Source organism: Pseudomonas sp. Irchel s3a12, assembly GCF_900187485.1.
GTDB lineage: Bacteria > Pseudomonadota > Gammaproteobacteria > Pseudomonadales > Pseudomonadaceae > Aquipseudomonas > Aquipseudomonas neuropathica.
The window spans coordinates 125,751-143,002 of sequence record NZ_FYDN01000010.1 but is presented as its reverse complement, the minus strand read 5'-3'; the positions used below and the strand labels follow the sequence as shown (position 1 = coordinate 143,002).

The 17,252-nt window shown below is 59.2% G+C and carries 15 protein-coding genes; 8 read left to right on the top strand and 7 right to left on the bottom strand.

Features of this window, described 5'->3' with window-relative positions:
• Window positions 1-5: 5 nt before the first annotated feature.
• The 6 genes from CKW14_RS18125 to CKW14_RS18100 form a co-directional block, all read right to left on the bottom strand.
• The gene (locus tag CKW14_RS18125; RefSeq protein WP_095049381.1) at window positions 6-974 is read right to left on the bottom strand and encodes a CDP-6-deoxy-delta-3,4-glucoseen reductase; all 969 of its coding nucleotides are present in this window, start codon (window positions 972-974) and stop codon (window positions 6-8) included.
• A complete protein-coding gene (ubiD, locus tag CKW14_RS18120) occupies window positions 974-2,440 on the bottom strand; it encodes a 4-hydroxy-3-polyprenylbenzoate decarboxylase (protein ID WP_095049380.1) in 1,467 nt (488 codons plus the stop codon). The genes CKW14_RS18125 and ubiD overlap by 1 nt, the downstream gene beginning before the upstream one ends.
• A gap of 80 nt (window positions 2,441-2,520) precedes the next feature.
• The gene (locus CKW14_RS18115; RefSeq protein WP_095125811.1) at window positions 2,521-4,482 is read right to left on the bottom strand and encodes an acyltransferase family protein; all 1,962 of its coding nucleotides are present in this window, start codon (window positions 4,480-4,482) and stop codon (window positions 2,521-2,523) included.
• Between the two features lie 126 nt (window positions 4,483-4,608).
• Entirely contained in the window at window positions 4,609-5,868 is a 1,260-nt protein-coding gene (rho, locus tag CKW14_RS18110; RefSeq protein WP_003229334.1) for a transcription termination factor Rho, read from the bottom strand.
• A 250-nt stretch (window positions 5,869-6,118) separates the two neighbouring features.
• Complete coding sequence (trxA, locus tag CKW14_RS18105; RefSeq protein WP_003206727.1) at window positions 6,119-6,448, bottom strand: thioredoxin TrxA; 330 nt, start codon at window positions 6,446-6,448, stop codon at window positions 6,119-6,121.
• Between the two features lie 121 nt (window positions 6,449-6,569).
• Window positions 6,570-7,277, bottom strand: coding sequence for a FadR/GntR family transcriptional regulator (locus tag CKW14_RS18100; protein ID WP_095049378.1), 708 nt, complete (start codon window positions 7,275-7,277; stop codon window positions 6,570-6,572).
• Between the two features lie 256 nt (window positions 7,278-7,533).
• Here CKW14_RS18100 and CKW14_RS18095 point away from each other — a divergent pair, with 256 nt between their 5' ends.
• From CKW14_RS18095 to ppx, 5 genes are all read left to right on the top strand, one after another.
• Entirely contained in the window at window positions 7,534-8,319 is a 786-nt protein-coding gene (locus tag CKW14_RS18095; RefSeq protein WP_007911166.1) for a transporter substrate-binding domain-containing protein, read from the top strand.
• A gap of 21 nt (window positions 8,320-8,340) precedes the next feature.
• The gene (locus tag CKW14_RS18090; RefSeq protein ID WP_095125810.1) at window positions 8,341-9,015 is read left to right on the top strand and encodes an amino acid ABC transporter permease; all 675 of its coding nucleotides are present in this window, start codon (window positions 8,341-8,343) and stop codon (window positions 9,013-9,015) included.
• Window positions 9,012-9,662, top strand: a complete 651-nt coding sequence (locus tag CKW14_RS18085) for an amino acid ABC transporter permease (protein ID WP_095049376.1) — start codon at window positions 9,012-9,014, stop codon at window positions 9,660-9,662. The genes CKW14_RS18090 and CKW14_RS18085 overlap by 4 nt, the downstream gene beginning before the upstream one ends.
• Window positions 9,649-10,386 carry an amino acid ABC transporter ATP-binding protein gene (locus CKW14_RS18080; protein WP_095049375.1) on the top strand — a complete coding sequence of 246 codons (738 nt, stop codon included), beginning with the start codon at window positions 9,649-9,651 and terminating at the stop codon, window positions 10,384-10,386. Before CKW14_RS18085 ends, CKW14_RS18080 begins: the two co-directional genes overlap by 14 nt.
• Before the next feature lie 220 nt (window positions 10,387-10,606).
• Window positions 10,607-12,109: an exopolyphosphatase gene (gene ppx, locus CKW14_RS18075; protein ID WP_093429742.1), complete on the top strand. Its 1,503-nt coding sequence runs from the start codon at window positions 10,607-10,609 to the stop codon at window positions 12,107-12,109.
• A gap of 53 nt (window positions 12,110-12,162) precedes the next feature.
• Here the strand turns inward: ppx and CKW14_RS18070 are convergent, their stop codons facing one another.
• A complete protein-coding gene (locus tag CKW14_RS18070) occupies window positions 12,163-13,368 on the bottom strand; it encodes an ISL3 family transposase (protein ID WP_095125809.1) in 1,206 nt (401 codons plus the stop codon).
• A 207-nt stretch (window positions 13,369-13,575) separates the two neighbouring features.
• Here CKW14_RS18070 and CKW14_RS18065 point away from each other — a divergent pair, with 207 nt between their 5' ends.
• The 3 genes from CKW14_RS18065 to CKW14_RS18055 are packed head-to-tail and all read left to right on the top strand — an operon-like array spanning window position 13,576 to window position 17,141.
• Window positions 13,576-14,235, top strand: coding sequence for a paraquat-inducible protein A (locus CKW14_RS18065; protein WP_038360851.1), 660 nt, complete (start codon window positions 13,576-13,578; stop codon window positions 14,233-14,235).
• A complete protein-coding gene (locus tag CKW14_RS18060; protein ID WP_095125808.1) occupies window positions 14,222-14,845 on the top strand; it encodes a paraquat-inducible protein A in 624 nt (207 codons plus the stop codon). Before CKW14_RS18065 ends, CKW14_RS18060 begins: the two co-directional genes overlap by 14 nt.
• The gene (locus CKW14_RS18055; RefSeq protein ID WP_095125807.1) at window positions 14,838-17,141 is read left to right on the top strand and encodes a PqiB family protein; all 2,304 of its coding nucleotides are present in this window, start codon (window positions 14,838-14,840) and stop codon (window positions 17,139-17,141) included. Before CKW14_RS18060 ends, CKW14_RS18055 begins: the two co-directional genes overlap by 8 nt.
• Window positions 17,142-17,252: the final 111 nt, after the last annotated feature.

The following is a 17,252-nucleotide window of genomic DNA, read 5'->3' as shown; positions in this document are numbered from 1 at the left end:
ACGAATCAGGAGCGGGGGGCGTAAGCGAAAACGTCGGCGCGCATTTGATGGGCGTCCATGCCCGCTTCAACCAGTGCGTCCAGAGTGCCGTAGACCATGGCCGGCGAGCCGCTGGCGTAGACGTGCAGCGGTTTCAGATCCGGGAAATCTTCACAGACTGCCTCGTGCAGCATGCCGCAGCGCCCTTCCCAACCGCATTGATCGCTGACGACTTTATGCAGGAACAGATTGGGTAATTTCAGCCACTCGTCCCAATGTTCGATCTCATAGAAATCTTCCGGACGGCGCACGCCCCAGTACAGATGCACCGGGTGTTTGAAGCCTTTAGCGCGGCAGTGTTCGATCAGGGCGTGAATCTGGCCCATGCCGGTGCCGGCGGCAACCAACACCAGCGGCCCGTCGGGCAGCTCGGCCAGATGCGTATCGCCGAACGGCAACTCGACCCGCACCATCGCGTTGCGTTGCAGCTGTTCAATCAGGCTCAGTGCACTGGCTTCGCGCGCCAGCACGTGGATTTCAAGATCACGCCCGCCGTGCGGTGCCGAGGCCATGGAGAACGCTGACTTCTCACCGTTCTCGCGCTCGATCATCAAATACTGCCCGGCGTGATAACGCGGTGGCTTGCCCGCCGGAGCGCGCAGCCGCACACGCCAGGTGTCGCCACCCACGTCGCGGCATTCGATGACCTGACATGACAGGCTGCGCACCGGCAGTTCTCCCAGCGCGAGCACGCCATCCCACAGCAGGATGCAGTCTTCCAGCGGCTCGGCTATGCAAGTGTAGAACTCGCCGTGGTCGTGCACTTTGCCATCCTGCGCGACGCGGCCTTCAACCAGCAACGCCGCACACACATGACAATTACCGTTGCGGCAGCTTTGCGGGCATTCGTAGCCCAGACGCCGCGCGCCGTCGAGAATCCGCTCACCGGGCTGTATCTCAAGCACTGCTCCGGAGGGCTGCAGGGTTACACGCATCAATCTATTCCTAACTGATTCCAGATGGCATCGATCCGTTGGGTGACGGCGTCGTCCTTGACGATCACACGACCCCACTCGCGAGTGGTTTCGCCCGGCCACTTGTGGGTGGCATCGAGGCCCATTTTCGAACCTAACCCTGAGATCGGCGAGGCGAAGTCGAGGTAGTCGATCGGCGTGTTATCGATCATCACAGTGTCGCGCTTGGGGTCCATGCGCGTAGTGATGGCCCAGATCACGTCGTTCCAGTCACGGGCGTTGATATCGTCGTCAGTGACGATAACGAACTTGGTGTACATAAACTGTCGCAAAAACGACCAGACACCGAGCATCACGCGCTTGGCGTGCCCCGGATACGACTTCTTCATCGTCACCACAGCCATGCGGTACGAACAGCCTTCCGGCGGCAGGTAGAAGTCGGTGATCTCCGGGAACTGCTTCTGCAGGATCGGCACGAACACTTCGTTCAACGCAACGCCGAGGATCGCCGGCTCATCTGGCGGACGACCGGTGTAGGTGCTGTGGTAGATCGGTTTGATCCGGTGGGTGATGCGCTCGACGGTGAACACCGGGAAGCTGTCGACTTCGTTGTAGTAACCGGTGTGATCGCCGTAAGGACCTTCGTCAGCCATCTCGCCCGGGTGGATTACGCCTTCGAGGATGATTTCGGCGGTGGCCGGCACTTGCAGGTCGTTACCACGGCACTTGACCAGTTCGGTGCGGTTACCGCGCAAGAGCCCGGCGAAAGCGTATTCGGACAGGCTGTCCGGCACTGGCGTCACGGCGCCGAGAATGGTCGCCGGATCCGCACCCAGGGCGACGGACACCGGGAACGGCTGGCCCGGATGCTTCTCGCACCACTCGCGGAAGTCGAGAGCGCCGCCACGGTGGCTGAGCCAGCGCATGATCACCTTGTTGCGGCCAATCACTTGCTGACGGTAGATACCGAGGTTCTGGCGATCCTTGTTCGGGCCTTTGGTGACGGTCAGACCCCAGGTGATCAGCGGGCCGACGTCGCCGGGCCAGCAGGTCTGCACCGGCAGCATGGCCAGATCGACGTCGTCGCCTTCGATGACCACTTCCTGGCACACCGCGTCTTTGACGACTTTCGGCGCCATCGAGATGATCTTGCGGAAGATCGGCAGTTTCGACCATGCGTCTTTCAAGCCCTTCGGTGGCTCCGGCTCCTTGAGGAACGCTAGCAGCTTGCCGATTTCGCGCAGCTCGCTGACCGATTCGGCGCCCATGCCCATCGCCACCCGTTCAGGCGTGCCGAACAGGTTGCCGAGCACCGGGATGTCGTAGCCGGTGGGTTTCTCGAACAGCAACGCCGGGCCCTTGGCCCGCAGCGTGCGATCGCACACCTCGGTCATTTCCAGCACCGGCGAGACGGGAATCTGGATGCGTTTCAACTCTCCGCGCTGCTCAAGCTGCTGCACGAAATCCCGAAGATCCTTGAATTTCATTGACGATGGCACCCTCAAAATAGGCGTACATCCTACCTGCTCTGACGGGCAAACAGCAGCCCGTCAGAGCCTGGCATCAATCAATTGTCGCTGGTGCCCAGCATCAATGGCGCAAACAACGGGCTCAGTCTGGCGCTGCCAACGTCCGAAAGATGATCGGCATCCTTGTATTGCGAGTGGCCATCGACATCGATGGCGCACAAGCCGTCCTTGCACATCAGCGGCGTCGGATCGATGACATGAATGCCGGAATCAGCGGCGCTCATCGAGCCGAACAACGAAGTGAAAAACTGCTGGCGAGCCAAATGTTCGTTGAGCGGGCGACCGAGACCTTCTGCCGAACGGCCGATGCGCGCCAGACTGGTCAGACGGTCGATGAAGCTCTTGTGTTGCAGTGGCACTTCCTTGAACAGCCAGACTTGCACACCCGCTTCACGCAACTCGGCCACTTGCGCCTTGAGGGCGGCAGCCATGCGCTGCTCTGCCTGGCGCGGGTTGTCCTTGCGATCAAGCAGGAACTGTATATCGCCATCGCCGTCTTCACGACCATAAACGTACAGGCTCCAGTTCGCCGCCAACACCACGTCCTTGATCCCCAGACTCCTGACGCGGTCCATGTTGCGCTGGTTGAAGTCTTTGCACTGAGGGCGTAAGTGGTCATCGATGATCGGCGGGCACCCGGTCAAGCTGTACAGCCACACCGGCTGCACGTTGCGCCCGGCATTGCCTTCGATGGCTGGCAACAACGCGGCGGCGTGACTGTCGCCCCAGAACATTTTCGTCGCCGTTATATGTTGATCACCACCCACAAGGCAGGATTTGGTCAGTGCCTTGTCCGTGCTCAAGTGCATGCAGTTCGACTGCCCGGCGTTCCACTCGCGCGATTGCGCATATTCCAGCGCCTTGCCGGTCAAACGCTGCGGAACACCGTCTGCCGAACGAATGGCCGAACCGGTAATCGCCAGCACGGCGATCGACACCAAACCTCCTATCAACACTGAGTTACGGCTGGCGAATACACGCTTTTCACGGAAGGGTAGTTCGATATAGCGCAGGCTCAGCCAGGCCAGCGCCAATGCCAGAGCCATCCAGCCAATTGCCTCCAACGGCTGGATGCCATCAATGGAGATCGCATTGGCATACACGTAAACCGGCCAATGCCACAGATACAGCGAATAGGAGAGCAAGCCGATCCACACCAGAACCCGGATACTCAACAACCGGCCCGCCCACGTTGGGCCCTGTGCACCCGACCAGATCAGCGCCGTCGTGCCCAATACCGGCAACAGCGCCGCCCAACCCGGGAACACTGTGGTTTTGTCGAAGGTAAACACCGCCACCAGCACCGCCGCAAGCCCGACAAGGCCAACGGACTGCCGCAGCCATGGCCGCGCAACATGCTTAGGCACGGGTATTACCGCCAGCATGGCCCCGCAGAGCAGCTCCCACGCGCGGGTCGGCAACGAGAAAAAGGCAAACTCCGGCCGGCGTTCGATGTAGATGATGTTCAGGCCGAACGACACCAGCAGCACGGCGAACAGCATCCAGCGCCAATGGCGGACGTAGCGCATCAGCAACACCATCATCAACGGGAAGAAGATGTAGTACTGCTCTTCTACCGCCAGCGACCAGGTATGCAGCAGCGGCTTGAGCTCCGACGCCGGCGCAAAGTAGCCGTCTTCGCGCATGAACAGGATGTTGGAAATGAACAGCGACTGGTAACGAATCGTTCGCCCCAGTTCGGCAAGGTCCTTGGCCGTCAGCAACAGCCAGCCTAATGTCAGCGTCACCACCACAACCACAGTCAACGCCGGCAGGATGCGTCGGGCGCGACGCCCCCAGAAGTCGAGGAAGCTGAAGCGCTGCGCGCTGATTTCACGAAACAGGATTGAAGTGATCAGAAAACCGGAAATGACGAAGAACACATCAACGCCGACAAAGCCGCCGCTGAATGTGTTGAATCCGAAATGAAACAGGACGACGGGAATAACCGCCAGCGCCCGTAATCCGTCGATATCACGGCGATTGCCAAACGTGTGCATAACCTTTCTTATCCTTGTAGGTACAAACCGCTCCAGACAAGGACAGTAGCGCGTTACGAAAGTTATGCGGCGCGTACGCAAAAAAAACGCCCCCTTTCGGGAGCGTTCTTTTTTACAGCGTGTGTATTACTTACGCTTCATCGACAAGAAGAACTCGTCGTTGGTCTTGGTCGTTTTCAGCTTGTCGACCAGGAACTCGATGGCAGCCACTTCGTCCATCGGATGCAGCAGCTTGCGCAGGATCCACATACGCTGCAGTTCGTCGTCGGCAGTCAGCAACTCTTCGCGGCGGGTGCCGGAGCGGTTGATGTTGATGGCCGGGAACACACGCTTCTCGGCGATCTTACGATCCAGAGGCAGTTCCATGTTGCCGGTACCCTTGAACTCTTCGTAGATCACTTCGTCCATCTTCGAGCCGGTTTCAACCAGCGCGGTGGCGATAATGGTCAGCGAGCCGCCTTCTTCGATGTTACGCGCGGCACCGAAGAAACGCTTTGGCTTCTCGAGGGCGTGGGCATCGACACCACCGGTCAATACCTTGCCGGAGCTCGGGATCACGGTGTTGTAGGCACGGGCCAGACGGGTGATGGAGTCGAGCAGGATCACCACGTCTTTCTTGTGCTCGACCAGGCGCTTGGCCTTCTCGATCACCATTTCGGCTACCTGTACGTGACGGGTCGGCGGCTCGTCGAAGGTCGAGGCAACCACTTCGCCGCGCACGGTGCGCTGCATTTCGGTTACTTCTTCCGGACGTTCGTCGATCAGCAGCACGATCAGGTGAACTTCAGGGTTGTTACGGGCGATGTTCGCGGCGATGTTCTGCAGCATGATCGTTTTACCGGCTTTCGGCGGTGCAACGATCAGACCACGCTGGCCTTTGCCGATCGGGGCGCACAGGTCGATGACACGACCGGTCAAGTCTTCGGTGGAGCCGTTACCGGCTTCCATCTTCATGCGCACGGTCGGGAACAGCGGAGTCAGGTTCTCGAAGAGAATCTTGTTTTTCGCGTTCTCGGGACGATCGAAGTTGATCGTGTCGACCTTGAGCAGGGCGAAATACCGCTCGCCTTCCTTCGGAGGGCGGATCTTGCCAACGATGGTGTCACCGGTGCGCAAGTTGAAACGGCGGATCTGGCTTGGCGAGACGTAGATATCGTCCGGGCCGGCCAGGTAGGAAGCGTCAGCGGAGCGCAGGAAGCCGAAGCCGTCCTGGAGAATCTCCAGCACGCCATCACCGGAGATTTCCTCGCCGCTTTTCGCGTGCTTTTTCAGCAGGGAGAAAATCACGTCCTGCTTGCGCGAACGGGCCATATTTTCTATGCCCATCTGTTCGGCCAATTCGAGCAGTTCGGTAATCGGCTTTTGCTTGAGTTCAGTCAGATTCATATAGGAATGACGTAATCATTTATGGAGGGGGGGAAATTAAGCTTTTGGCTTAATGAGGCCGCGCCGCGGAGAAGGCGACAGGATCGCGAACTAATTCGAAAAGGAGTGCGTCGGCGACGGCTAGCAGGGGGCAATGGAGAAACCAGTGCGGGGCCGAATGTACCACCTGAGTTTCGGAGCGTCTAGCCCTGAATACGCAAAAAGCCCCGCTAATTTGCGGGGCTTTTTTTCAGGCACTTTACAGCGACGCTTAGATGTTGGCGTCGAGGAAAGCCGCCAGTTGCGACTTCGACAGGGCGCCGACTTTGGTCGCTTCAACGTTGCCGTTCTTGAACAGCATCAGGGTCGGGATACCACGCACGCCGTGCTTGGCCGGGGTTTCCTGGTTTTCGTCGATGTTCAGTTTGGCAACGGTCAGCTTGCCTTTGTAAGTCTCGGCAATCTCGTCCAGAACCGGAGCGATCATTTTGCAAGGACCGCACCATTCAGCCCAGTAATCGACCAGGACAGCGCCTTCGGCCTTGAGTACGTCGGCTTCGAAGCTAGCGTCGCTAACGTGTTTGATAAGATCGCTGCTCATGGAATTCTCCAGGTTGTAAGCAAAAAAAACGTGGCCCATCATAGCCGCCCTTCCCCTGTTCAGGAAGCCGCAGTTGATTGAGTCTTGCTATGGCACTCGATGAGTTTGGGTATAGCTCAAGTCACGTCGTGGCGGGGGCAATGAAAGCAATTCCGGTACGCAGGGCGGCGTTGCGCACGTGTTCCTGCATGGCTTTTTGTGCAGCACCGGAGGCGCGGCGTGTAAGGGCCCGGAGGATCTTGCGGTGTTCCTGCCAGGTTTCCATGGCGCGCTCGGTGCGGATGAACGGTAGTTTCTGGCTCTCGAGAAAGATCTCGGCGCTGGCAGTGAGGATGCTCAACATCGCCTGATTGCCGCTGGCCAAGAGGATTCGGCGGTGGAATTCGAAGTCCAGTTTTGCTGCTGCCTCAAAGTCACCAGCCCTCAATTGGTCACGCATGGCCGCAACGTTGTCTTCGAGCGCATCCAGATCGAACGTGCTTAACGTGACCGCCGCCAGCCCTGCGGCGAAGCCTTCCAGCGCATAGCGCAACTGAAAGATATCCAGCGGTGACGCTTGCGCCGCAAATGGCCAGCCCGGTGCCTGCGCGCCACGCGGCAACTCTACGGGCGACTGCACGAACACGCCTTTGCCCGGCTGAATACTGACCACACCCAGCGCACTCAGCGAGGATAACGCCTCACGCAACGACGCCCGGCTGACGCCCAGTTGCAGCGCCAGGTCCCGTTGCGACGGCAACGCATCGCCCGCACCGAAACCCTGCTCAGTGATCAGTTTGCGGATCGCTTGCAGCGCCACTTCGGGTACCGCACGGGAAATCGAGTTCATGGTTTTTCAGACGCGCCAGGCCAATGTGCGGCTAGTTGTAAAGCTATTCGCCGAGTCCGGCAAGTCGTGCCCCAGCAGGGTTCGGCGAACCACACCGGTGCGCCATGGCAGTGCGAAAAACAACCTGACTGTTCAGACCAGTAAGACCGAACAAAGCCGCTGAAACCGCGGTCTGCCGCGTCGAAACCGGTGTATTGGCACGGCCCATGCTCTGTCCGATCGCAGAAATCACTTCCCGCCGATCCGGAGATTGTCCATGACCAAGCGTTACAGCGCCCTCCTCGCCGCTCTGTTTTCCAGCCTGTTGCTCAGCCAGGCCCCCGCGCACGCCGACGGTCTCGACGACGTGGTCAAACGCGGCACGCTGAAAGTCGCCGTGCCCCAGGACTTCCCGCCATTCGGCTCGGTCGGCCCGGACATGAAACCGCGCGGCCTCGATATCGACACGGCAAAACTGCTGGCGGACCAGCTCAAGGTCAAACTCGAACTGACCCCGGTGAATAGCACCAACCGCATCCCGTTCCTGACCACCGGCAAAGTCGATCTGGTGATCTCCAGCCTCGGCAAAAACCCTGAGCGCGAAAAAGTCATCGACTTCTCCCGTGCTTATGCGCCGTTCTACCTCGCCGTGTTCGGCCCGCCAGATGCAGCCATCGCCAGCCTCGACGACCTCAAGGGCAAGACCATCAGCGTCACCCGTGGCGCCATCGAAGACATCGAACTGACCAAGGTCGCCCCCGAAGGCGTGACCATCAAGCGCTTCGAAGATAACAACTCGACCATCGCCGCCTACCTCGCCGGCCAGGTTGATCTGATCGCCAGCGGCAACGTGGTGATGGTCGCGATCAGCGAAAAGAACCCGAAACGCGTCCCTGCGCTGAAAGTGAAGCTCAAGGATTCGCCGGTCTACGTTGGCGTGAACAAGAACGAAGCGGCGCTGCTGGCCAAGGTCAACGACATCCTGACCACCGCCAAGGCTGACGGCGCACTGGAAAAGAACTCGCAGACCTGGCTGAAAGAGCCGCTGCCGGCCGATCTCTGATCGACTGCGCGGGAGACCTTCATGGCTTATCAGTTCGATTTCATGCCGGTGGTGGAAAACACCGACCTGTTGCTGCGCGGGGCGCTGTTCACCCTTGAGCTGACGGCCATCGGTGCGTTGCTCGGGGTCGGTGTCGGAGTTGTCGGGGCTTTGGTGCGGGCGTGGAACATCCGCCCGTTCTCGGCAATCTTCGGCGTCTACGTCGAGTTGATCCGCAACACGCCGTTCCTGGTGCAGTTGTTCTTTATCTTCTTCGGCCTACCGTCGCTGGGCGTGCAGATTTCCGAGTGGCAAGCGGCGGTGCTGGCGATGGTGATCAACCTCGGTGCTTATTCGACGGAAATTATTCGCGCCGGCATTCAGGCAATCCCGCGCGGGCAGCTGGAAGCCGCAGCGGCATTGGCGATGACGCGCTTCGAGGCGTTCCGCCACGTGGTGCTGCTGCCGGCATTGGGCAAGGTCTGGCCGGCGCTGAGCAGCCAGATCATCATCGTCATGCTCGGTTCGGCGGTGTGTTCGCAGATCGCCACCGAAGAGCTGAGCTTCGCCGCCAACTTCATTCAGTCGCGCAACTTCCGCGCCTTTGAAACCTATGCGCTGACCACGCTGATCTACCTCTGCATGGCGCTGCTGATTCGCCAGTTGCTGAACTGGATTGGCCGACGCTATATCAGTCGAAGCGGGAGCCGCGCATGAGCGATTTCACCTTTTGGGACATCCTGCGCAACCTGCTCACCGGCCTGCAATGGACACTGGCGCTGTCGCTGGTGGCGTTCATTGGTGGCGGGATCGTCGGGCTGCTGATCCTGGTCATGCGTATCTCGAAAAACTCTGTGCCGAGCAGCATCGCCCGCACCTGGATCGAGCTGTTTCAGGGCACGCCGCTGTTGATGCAGTTGTTTCTGGTGTTCTTCGGCGTGGCGCTGGCCGGGATCGAAATCTCGCCGTGGATGGCCGCAGCGATTGCCCTGACCTTGTTTACCAGCGCTTATCTGGCGGAGATCTGGCGCGGCTGCGTCGAGTCGATCGCCCATGGCCAGTGGGAAGCCTCAGCGAGTCTGGCGCTGAATCCGCTGGAACAACTGCGCTACGTGATCCTGCCGCAAGCACTGCGCATCGCTGTGGCGCCGACCGTGGGCTTCTCGGTGCAAGTGGTCAAGGGCACCGCCGTGACCTCGATCATCGGCTTCACCGAACTGACCAAGACCGGCGGCATGCTCGCCAATGCCACGTTTGAACCGTTCATGGTCTACGGCCTCGTCGCCCTCGGCTACTTCCTGCTCTGCTACCCCTTGTCCCTCAGTGCGCGCTACCTGGAAAGGAGACTGCATGCCTCTGCTTAGAATTTCCGCCCTGCATAAATATTACGGCGATCACCACGTGCTCAAAGGCATCGACCTCAGTGTCGAAGAAGGCCAAGTGGTGGCGATCATCGGCCGCAGCGGCTCGGGCAAATCCACCCTGCTGCGCACCCTCAATGGTCTGGAATCGATCAATGACGGCGTGATCGAAGTCGACGGCGAATACCTCGACGCCGCCCGCGCCGATCTGCGCAGCCTGCGGCAGAAAGTCGGCATGGTGTTTCAGCAGTTCAACCTGTTCCCGCACCTGACCGTGGGCGAAAACGTCATGCTCGCGCCGCAGGTGGTACAGAAAGTGCCGAAAGCCAAGGCTGCGGAGCTGGCCAGGGAGATGCTGGAGCGCGTGGGGCTCGGGGAAAAGTTCGATGCCTTCCCGGATCGGTTGTCTGGGGGCCAGCAACAGCGTGTGGCGATTGCCCGGGCGCTGGCGATGTCGCCAAAAGTGTTGCTTTGCGATGAAATCACCTCGGCGCTCGACCCGGAACTGGTCAATGAAGTGCTCAGCGTGGTGCGGCAACTGGCCAAGGAAGGTATGACGCTGATCATGGTCACCCATGAAATGCGCTTTGCCCGCGAGGTCGGCGACAAACTCGTGTTCATGCATCATGGCAAAGTCCATGAGGTGGGGGATCCGAAGGTGTTGTTTGCCCATCCGCAGACGGCAGAGCTGGCGAACTTTATTGGCACGGTGGAAGCGACAGCCTGAATCTGCCTCATCCTGATCGTTCCCACGCTCCGCGTGGGAATACAGCCAGGGACGCTCCGCGTCCCAAAAGCGGACGCAGAGCGTCCGGTGAGGCATTCCCACGCAGAGCGTGGGAACGATCAGGTTCGGGGTGCGCGCTCCGGCGGTTTGAACCATGCGCGTTGGCGCCAGCGTTTGATCGTGGCACGATGACGGGGTTATCGACCGAGACCCCCTGACCATGCCGCAATCCCAAGCCAAGAATCTGTCCCTGATCGCCGCAATCGACCTGGGCTCGAACAGCTTTCACATGGTCGTGGCCAAGGCCCAGAACGGTGAAATCCGCATTCTCGAACGCCTCGGCGAGAAGGTTCAACTTGCCGCCGGCATCGACGATGAGCGCCATCTCAACGAAGAATCGATGCAACGCGGCCTCGATTGCCTCAAGCGTTTTGCCCAACTGATTAACGGTATGCCGCTGGGCGCCGTGCGCATCGTCGGCACCAACGCCCTACGTGAAGCGCGCAACCGCCTCGAATTCATCCACCGCGCCGAAGAAATCCTAGGTCATCCGGTGGAAGTCATTTCCGGCCGTGAAGAAGCGCGCCTGATTTATCTGGGCGTGTCGCACACCCTCGCCGACACCCCGGGCAAACGTTTGGTCGCCGATATCGGCGGCGGCAGTACCGAATTCATCATTGGCCAGCGCTTTGAGCCATTGTTGCGCGAAAGCCTGCAAATGGGCTGTGTCAGCTTCACTCAACGCTACTTCAAGGACGGCAAGATCACCCCGGCCCGCTACGCCCAGGCGTATACCGCGGCGCGGCTGGAGATCATGAGCATCGAACACGCCCTGCATCGCCTGACCTGGGATGAAGCCATCGGCTCCTCGGGCACCATCCGTGCCATCGGCCTGGCGCTGAAGGCCGGCGGTCACGGCACTGGCGAAGTGAATGCCGAAGGCCTGGCGTGGCTCAAGCGCCGCCTGTTCAAGCTCGGTGACGTCGACAAGATCGATTTCGAAGGCATCAAGCCTGATCGCCGGACAATCTTCCCGGCGGGTCTGGCGATTCTCGAAGCGATTTTCGACGCCCTCGAACTGCAACGCATGGACCACTGCGACGGCGCTCTGCGTGAAGGCGTGCTCTACGACCTGCTCGGCCGTCATCATCATGAAGACGTGCGCGAGCGCACCCTGACCTCGCTGATGGAGCGTTACCACGTCGACCTGGAACAGGCGGCGCGGGTTGAGCGCAAAGCCTTGCACGCGTTTGACCAGGTGGCAGTGGACTGGGAGCTGGACGACGGCATCTGGCGCGAACTCCTCGGTTGGGCAGCGAAAGTGCACGAAGTCGGTCTCGACATCGCGCACTATCACTACCACAAACACGGTGCTTACCTGATCGAACACTCGGACCTCGCCGGGTTCTCCCGCGAAGACCAACAGATGCTCGCGCTATTGGTGCGTGGTCATCGCCGCAACATTCCCAAGGACAAGTTTGCCGATTTCGGCGACGACGGCGACAAGCTGATTCGCCTCTGTGTGCTGCTGCGCTTTGCGATCCTGTTCCACCACATTCGCGGTACTCAGGCGATGCCGCAGGTGGTGCTGCATGCCAAGGGCAACACCCTCGATGTGGAATTCCCGGAGAACTGGCTGGATGAGAACCAGCTGACTCAGGCGGATTTCGGGCTTGAGGCGGATTGGCTGACGCGGGTTGGTATCGTCCTTACCGTCCACTGAGTCGGGCAGGCACAAAAAAGGCGATCCACAGGGATCGCCTTTTTTATGGTTCTTCACGGATTACCGGGAAAGACGCTCTTGATCTTCATGAAAAAGAATTCGCTATCTCGGTAACCGTACGCCATCCGCTTGATGACCTTTATTCGATTGTTTATTCCTTCCAACTGACCGGTGTGCATCGGCCAGCGAACCCGGCTCACGATGCCCCGCCAGTAACCCTTTAGCCGTTTGGCGAACTGGATCAGAGCTGGTATTTCGCTTTCATGCGCATGGCGCAGCCATTGCTTCCAGGCCGATCGCCAACCCCAGGCAGTACTGGGGGTCCAGAGTGTTTTGAGTTCAGCCTTCATCAAGTAGACCGTCATCAACGCTTGGTTGGCCGCCAGCAGATCCTCCAGGCGGACCTGTTGTTCCGGCGTTTTCAAGTTCTGCGGATTGCGCAGCAACAGCCATCGCGCCTGCTTGATAACCTTGCGGGCAGGCTTGTCGTGACGCAACCGGTTAGCCTCGTCGACGCGGACCCGATCAATCACCTCTCGGCCATATTTGGCCACCACATGGAAGAGGTCGTAGACCACTCGCGCGTTGGGACAGTGCTGACGAACCTCCAGGTCAAAAGCGGTGTTCATGTCCATCGCCACCGCTTCGATTCGAGCACAACCCTCTGGCCCCAGTTCTTTGAAGAAAGGCCTGACCGCTGCTCGGCTGCGACCTTCACCGATCCACAGCACTCGCCGTGTATCCGCATCTAGGACAACGCTGGCGTAACGATGACCTTTGAACAGGGCGAACTCGTCCATCACCAGACGTCGCGGTTGCGCCTTTGGCAAAACGCTTAACGCCGCTTGCAAGGCTCGACGCTCCAGCAACCGAACGGTGTCCCAGTGCAGGCCAAACAGTTGAGCCACGTGCAGTGTGGGAAGGCGCTCGCAGGCTTGAATAACCGCCTCGGCCAGACGCCGCGTCATGCGGGCATAGCGGTCCAGCCAACTGACGGCCTCCATACGTTTACCGCAATCACGACAGCCAACACGCCTGAGCAACACGCTGAGGCGCACCGCACGGCCGAGAATCGGTAAATCGCGGACGGTTCGCTCGCAATACTCATGCGTGGTTGAACAGGTCTTTTGGCAGCCGCTACAGGAAGGGAATCGGGTGGCGTGGGGAATCAGGTCGATCTGAAGCGCGTCACCATCAGGCTTGATCGTGACGACAGAAAAGCCCTCCCAAAAAGGAAGGAAAGTATTAATATCGCGCATAAGAACGCCGGTTTGTTAGATGTGTTTGCTCGCACGAACATCATCAATCAAATCGGCGTTCTTGTTTCTGTGTTTCCCGGGATTCCGTGAAGAACCTTTGTTTTGCCCGCGGGAAAGTTTTTTACTCGCGACAACGAACAAATTTGCACAGTTATTTTCGAATCAGAACACTAGAATAGCCCCACCTTATTCGGAGCCAGAGCCTTTATGTCAGAGTCGGTTGACGCCCCCGGGCTGTCAGATTTACCGCTGGAAGACTTGGTGGCCTGTCACGAGTGCGACCTGCTGATGCGTAAGCCAACGCTTGCCCATGGCGAGAAAGCGCTCTGCCCACGCTGCGGTTACGAGTTGTATGCCCACCGCCATAACGTGGTGCAGCGCAGCCTTGCCTTGGTGATTGCAGCATTGCTGCTGTACATCCCGGCAAACTTTTTACCCATCATGCAACTCAATATCCTCGGACAGTCTTCGCAGGATACGGTCTGGAGCGGCGTGCTCGGCTTGTTCAACACGGACATGCAGGGTGTTTCGATCGTCGTATTCCTGTGCAGCATGGCCATTCCGCTGTTGAAGTTGCTGTGCCAGTTATTCGTCTTGCTAACGATCCGCTTCGATGTCGGTCGCAGTTACGGTTTGTTGCTTTACCGTATTTATCACCACCTCAAAGACTGGGGAATGCTCGAGGTCTACCTCATGGGCGTACTGGTGGCGATCGTCAAACTGGCGGACATGGCGGCCATCACCGTCGGTCTCGGCCTAGCGTGTTTCATTAGCTTGTTATTAGTGCAGGTATGGCTGGAGGTGGTGATGTCACCGCATCAGATCTGGCAGGCGCTATCAGGGGAAGATGCTCATGCGGGCGATTGATGCGGGCATTCTGGTCTGTACCGAATGTCATGAGTTGAACAGGCAGGAAGCGGACGCCGACGAGCAAACCTGCACCCGCTGTGGTGCATTGGTCCACGCTCGCAGGCCAAACAGCCTCACCCGCACCTGGGCACTGCTGATCACGGCAGCGATCATCTATATACCGGCCAATGTCTTGCCGATCATGACTGTCAGTTCTTTGGGGCAGGGTGATCCGAGCACTATCATGTCCGGCGTGATCCAGTTGGTGCAGCACGGCATGATTCCGATTGCTGCGGTGGTGTTTATCGCCAGTATTCTGGTGCCGACCTTCAAACTGGTGGGCATCGCGCTGCTGCTGTTTTCGGTGCAACGACGTCAGCCGTTGTCCGCCCGTCAGCGCATCTGGATGTACCGTTTTATCGAGTTTATTGGCCGCTGGTCGATGCTCGATATTTTTGTGATCGCCATTCTCGTGGCGGTCGTCAACTTCGGCCGGCTTGCCAGTGTCGAAGCCAATCTTGGCGCCATCGCCTTCGCCAGTGTGGTGATTCTGACGATGCTCGCCGCAGTAACTTTCGATCCCCGACTGATTTGGGATAACACGGAGTCGGACGACGACCATGACTGATTTGCCCGTAGCGAAAACTCGACCGGCTTCGAACTGGTCTGCCATTTGGGTACTGCCTCTGATCGCGCTGATCATCGGCGGCTGGCTTGGCTGGCGTGCCTATTCCGAGACCGGGATCGAAATTCAGATCCGCTTCGAGAGTGGCGAAGGTATTCAGGCCAACAAGACCGAGGTCATGTACAAAGGCATGCCGGTCGGTAAGGTCAAGGCGCTCAAGCTCGACGACGAAGGCAACTCCAAAGGCGTGATCGCCACCGTCGAGATGAACAAAGACGTCGAGCAATACCTCAAGACCAGCACGCGTTTCTGGCTGGTCAAACCGAGCGTGACGCTGGCCGGCATCACCGGTCTGGAAACCCTGGTCTCGGGTAACTACGTGGCCATCAGCCCCGGCGAAGGGGAACCGACGCGCAAGTTCAAGGCGCTTGCCGAAGAGCCGCCGCTGTCGGATGCCAAACCCGGCCTGCATCTGACCATCAAGGCGGATCGTCTCGGTTCGCTGAATCGTGGCAGCCCGGTGTTCTACAAACAGATCAAGGTTGGCCAGATCAAAAGCTACGTGCTTTCGGAAGATCAAAGCACCGTTGAGCTGAAAGTCTTCATTGAGCCGACCTACGCCAAACTGGTGCGCAAACACACGCGTTTCTGGAACGCCAGCGGCATCAGCATCGACGCCAACCTGTCCGGGGTGAAAGTGCGCAGCGAATCGCTGGCCAGCATCGTCGCCGGCGGCATCGCCTTCGCTACGCCGGAGAACCGCAAGGACAGCCCGCCGACCGATCCAAGCCTGCCGTTCCGTCTCTACGAAGATTTCGATGCTGCTGCGGCCGGGATCCGGGTGAAGGTCAAACTCAGCGACTTCGAAGGCCTGCAGGCTGGCCGCACGCCGGTGATGTACAAAGGCATTCAGGTCGGCAACCTGAAAGCATTGAAGGTCGACCCCGATCTGAACAGCGCCACTGCCGAGCTGACTCTTGATCCGTTGGCCGAAGACTATCTGGTCGACGGCACCCAGTTCTGGGTGGTCAAACCGTCGATTTCTCTGGCCGGTATCACCGGGCTGGAAGCGCTGGTGAAAGGTAACTACATCGCCGTGCGCCCGGGTGACAAGGGCGCTGCGCCGAAACGCGAGTTCGAGGCTCGGCCGAAGGCGCCGCCGCTGGATCTGCGTTCGCCGGGGCTGCACCTGGTGTTGTTCACCGATGTCCTTGGCTCCATCGATGTTGGCAGTCCGATTTTGTACAAGCAGGTCAAGGTCGGTTCGGTGCAGAGCTACCAGTTCTCCAAGACCCGCAAGCAACTGGTCATCGGTGTTCACATCGAAAAGGAATACGAAAACCTGGTCAATGCGTCGACGCGCTTCTGGAATGTCAGCGGCATCACGCTGACCGGCGGACTGACCGGCGGCATTCAAGTGAAGAGCGAATCGCTGCAGACCCTGATGGCCGGTGGCATCGCTTTTGAAACACCGCAGGCCAAGGCGCCGTTGCAGAAGCGTATTCCACGTTTCCGCCTGTTCGCCAACCATGATGAGGCGAATCAGAAAGGCGCGGTGGTGACGATCAAAGTCGATCGCGCTGATGGTCTGCGCAGTGGCACCCCGGTGCGCTTCAAGGGACTGGATGTCGGCAAGATCGAAAGTGTCGATCTGACCGATGATCTGCAATCGGTGATCCTCACGGCGCGGATTACCGAAGTGCCGGAGAAGATCGCCCGGGTCGGCAGCCAATTCTGGGTGGTCAAACCTGAGCTGGGCCTGATCAAGACAGAAAATCTGGAAACCCTGGTGACCGGAAAATACATAGAAGTGCAACCGGCGGCGAAGAGTCTGGGGCCGCAGAAGAACTTCGTGGCGCTAGCCAATGCGCCGGAAGTGACCAAGCAAGAGGCGGGTCTGAGTCTGGTCTTGAGCGCGGCCCGTCGTGGTTCGCTGAAACCGGGTGTGCCAGTGACTTACCGTGAAATTACCGTGGGCAAAGTCACCGGTTATGAACTGGGTCAGACCGCTGATCGAGTGTTGGTGCACATTCTGATCGAGCCGAAATACGCACCGTTGGTGCGCAGCGGGAGCCGGTTCTGGAACACCAGTGGTGTCGGGTTTGATATCGGTTTGTTCAATGGGCTGACGGTGCGCACCGAGTCGCTGGAGACGGCGATTCAGGGTGGGATTGCCTTCGCAACGCCGGATGGCGAGCGCATGGGTAACCCGGCGCGGGCTGAGCAGACGTTCCCGTTGTTCGACAAGTTTGAGGATGAGTGGCTGACGTGGGCGCCGAAGATTTCCCTCGGTAAGTGATTCTATGGTGTCTGAAGTGGCGCCATCGCGAGCAGGCTCACGCCTACAGGGGAACGCATTCCAACTGTAGGAGTGAGCCTGCTCGCGATAGGGCACGCAAAACCAGCACAA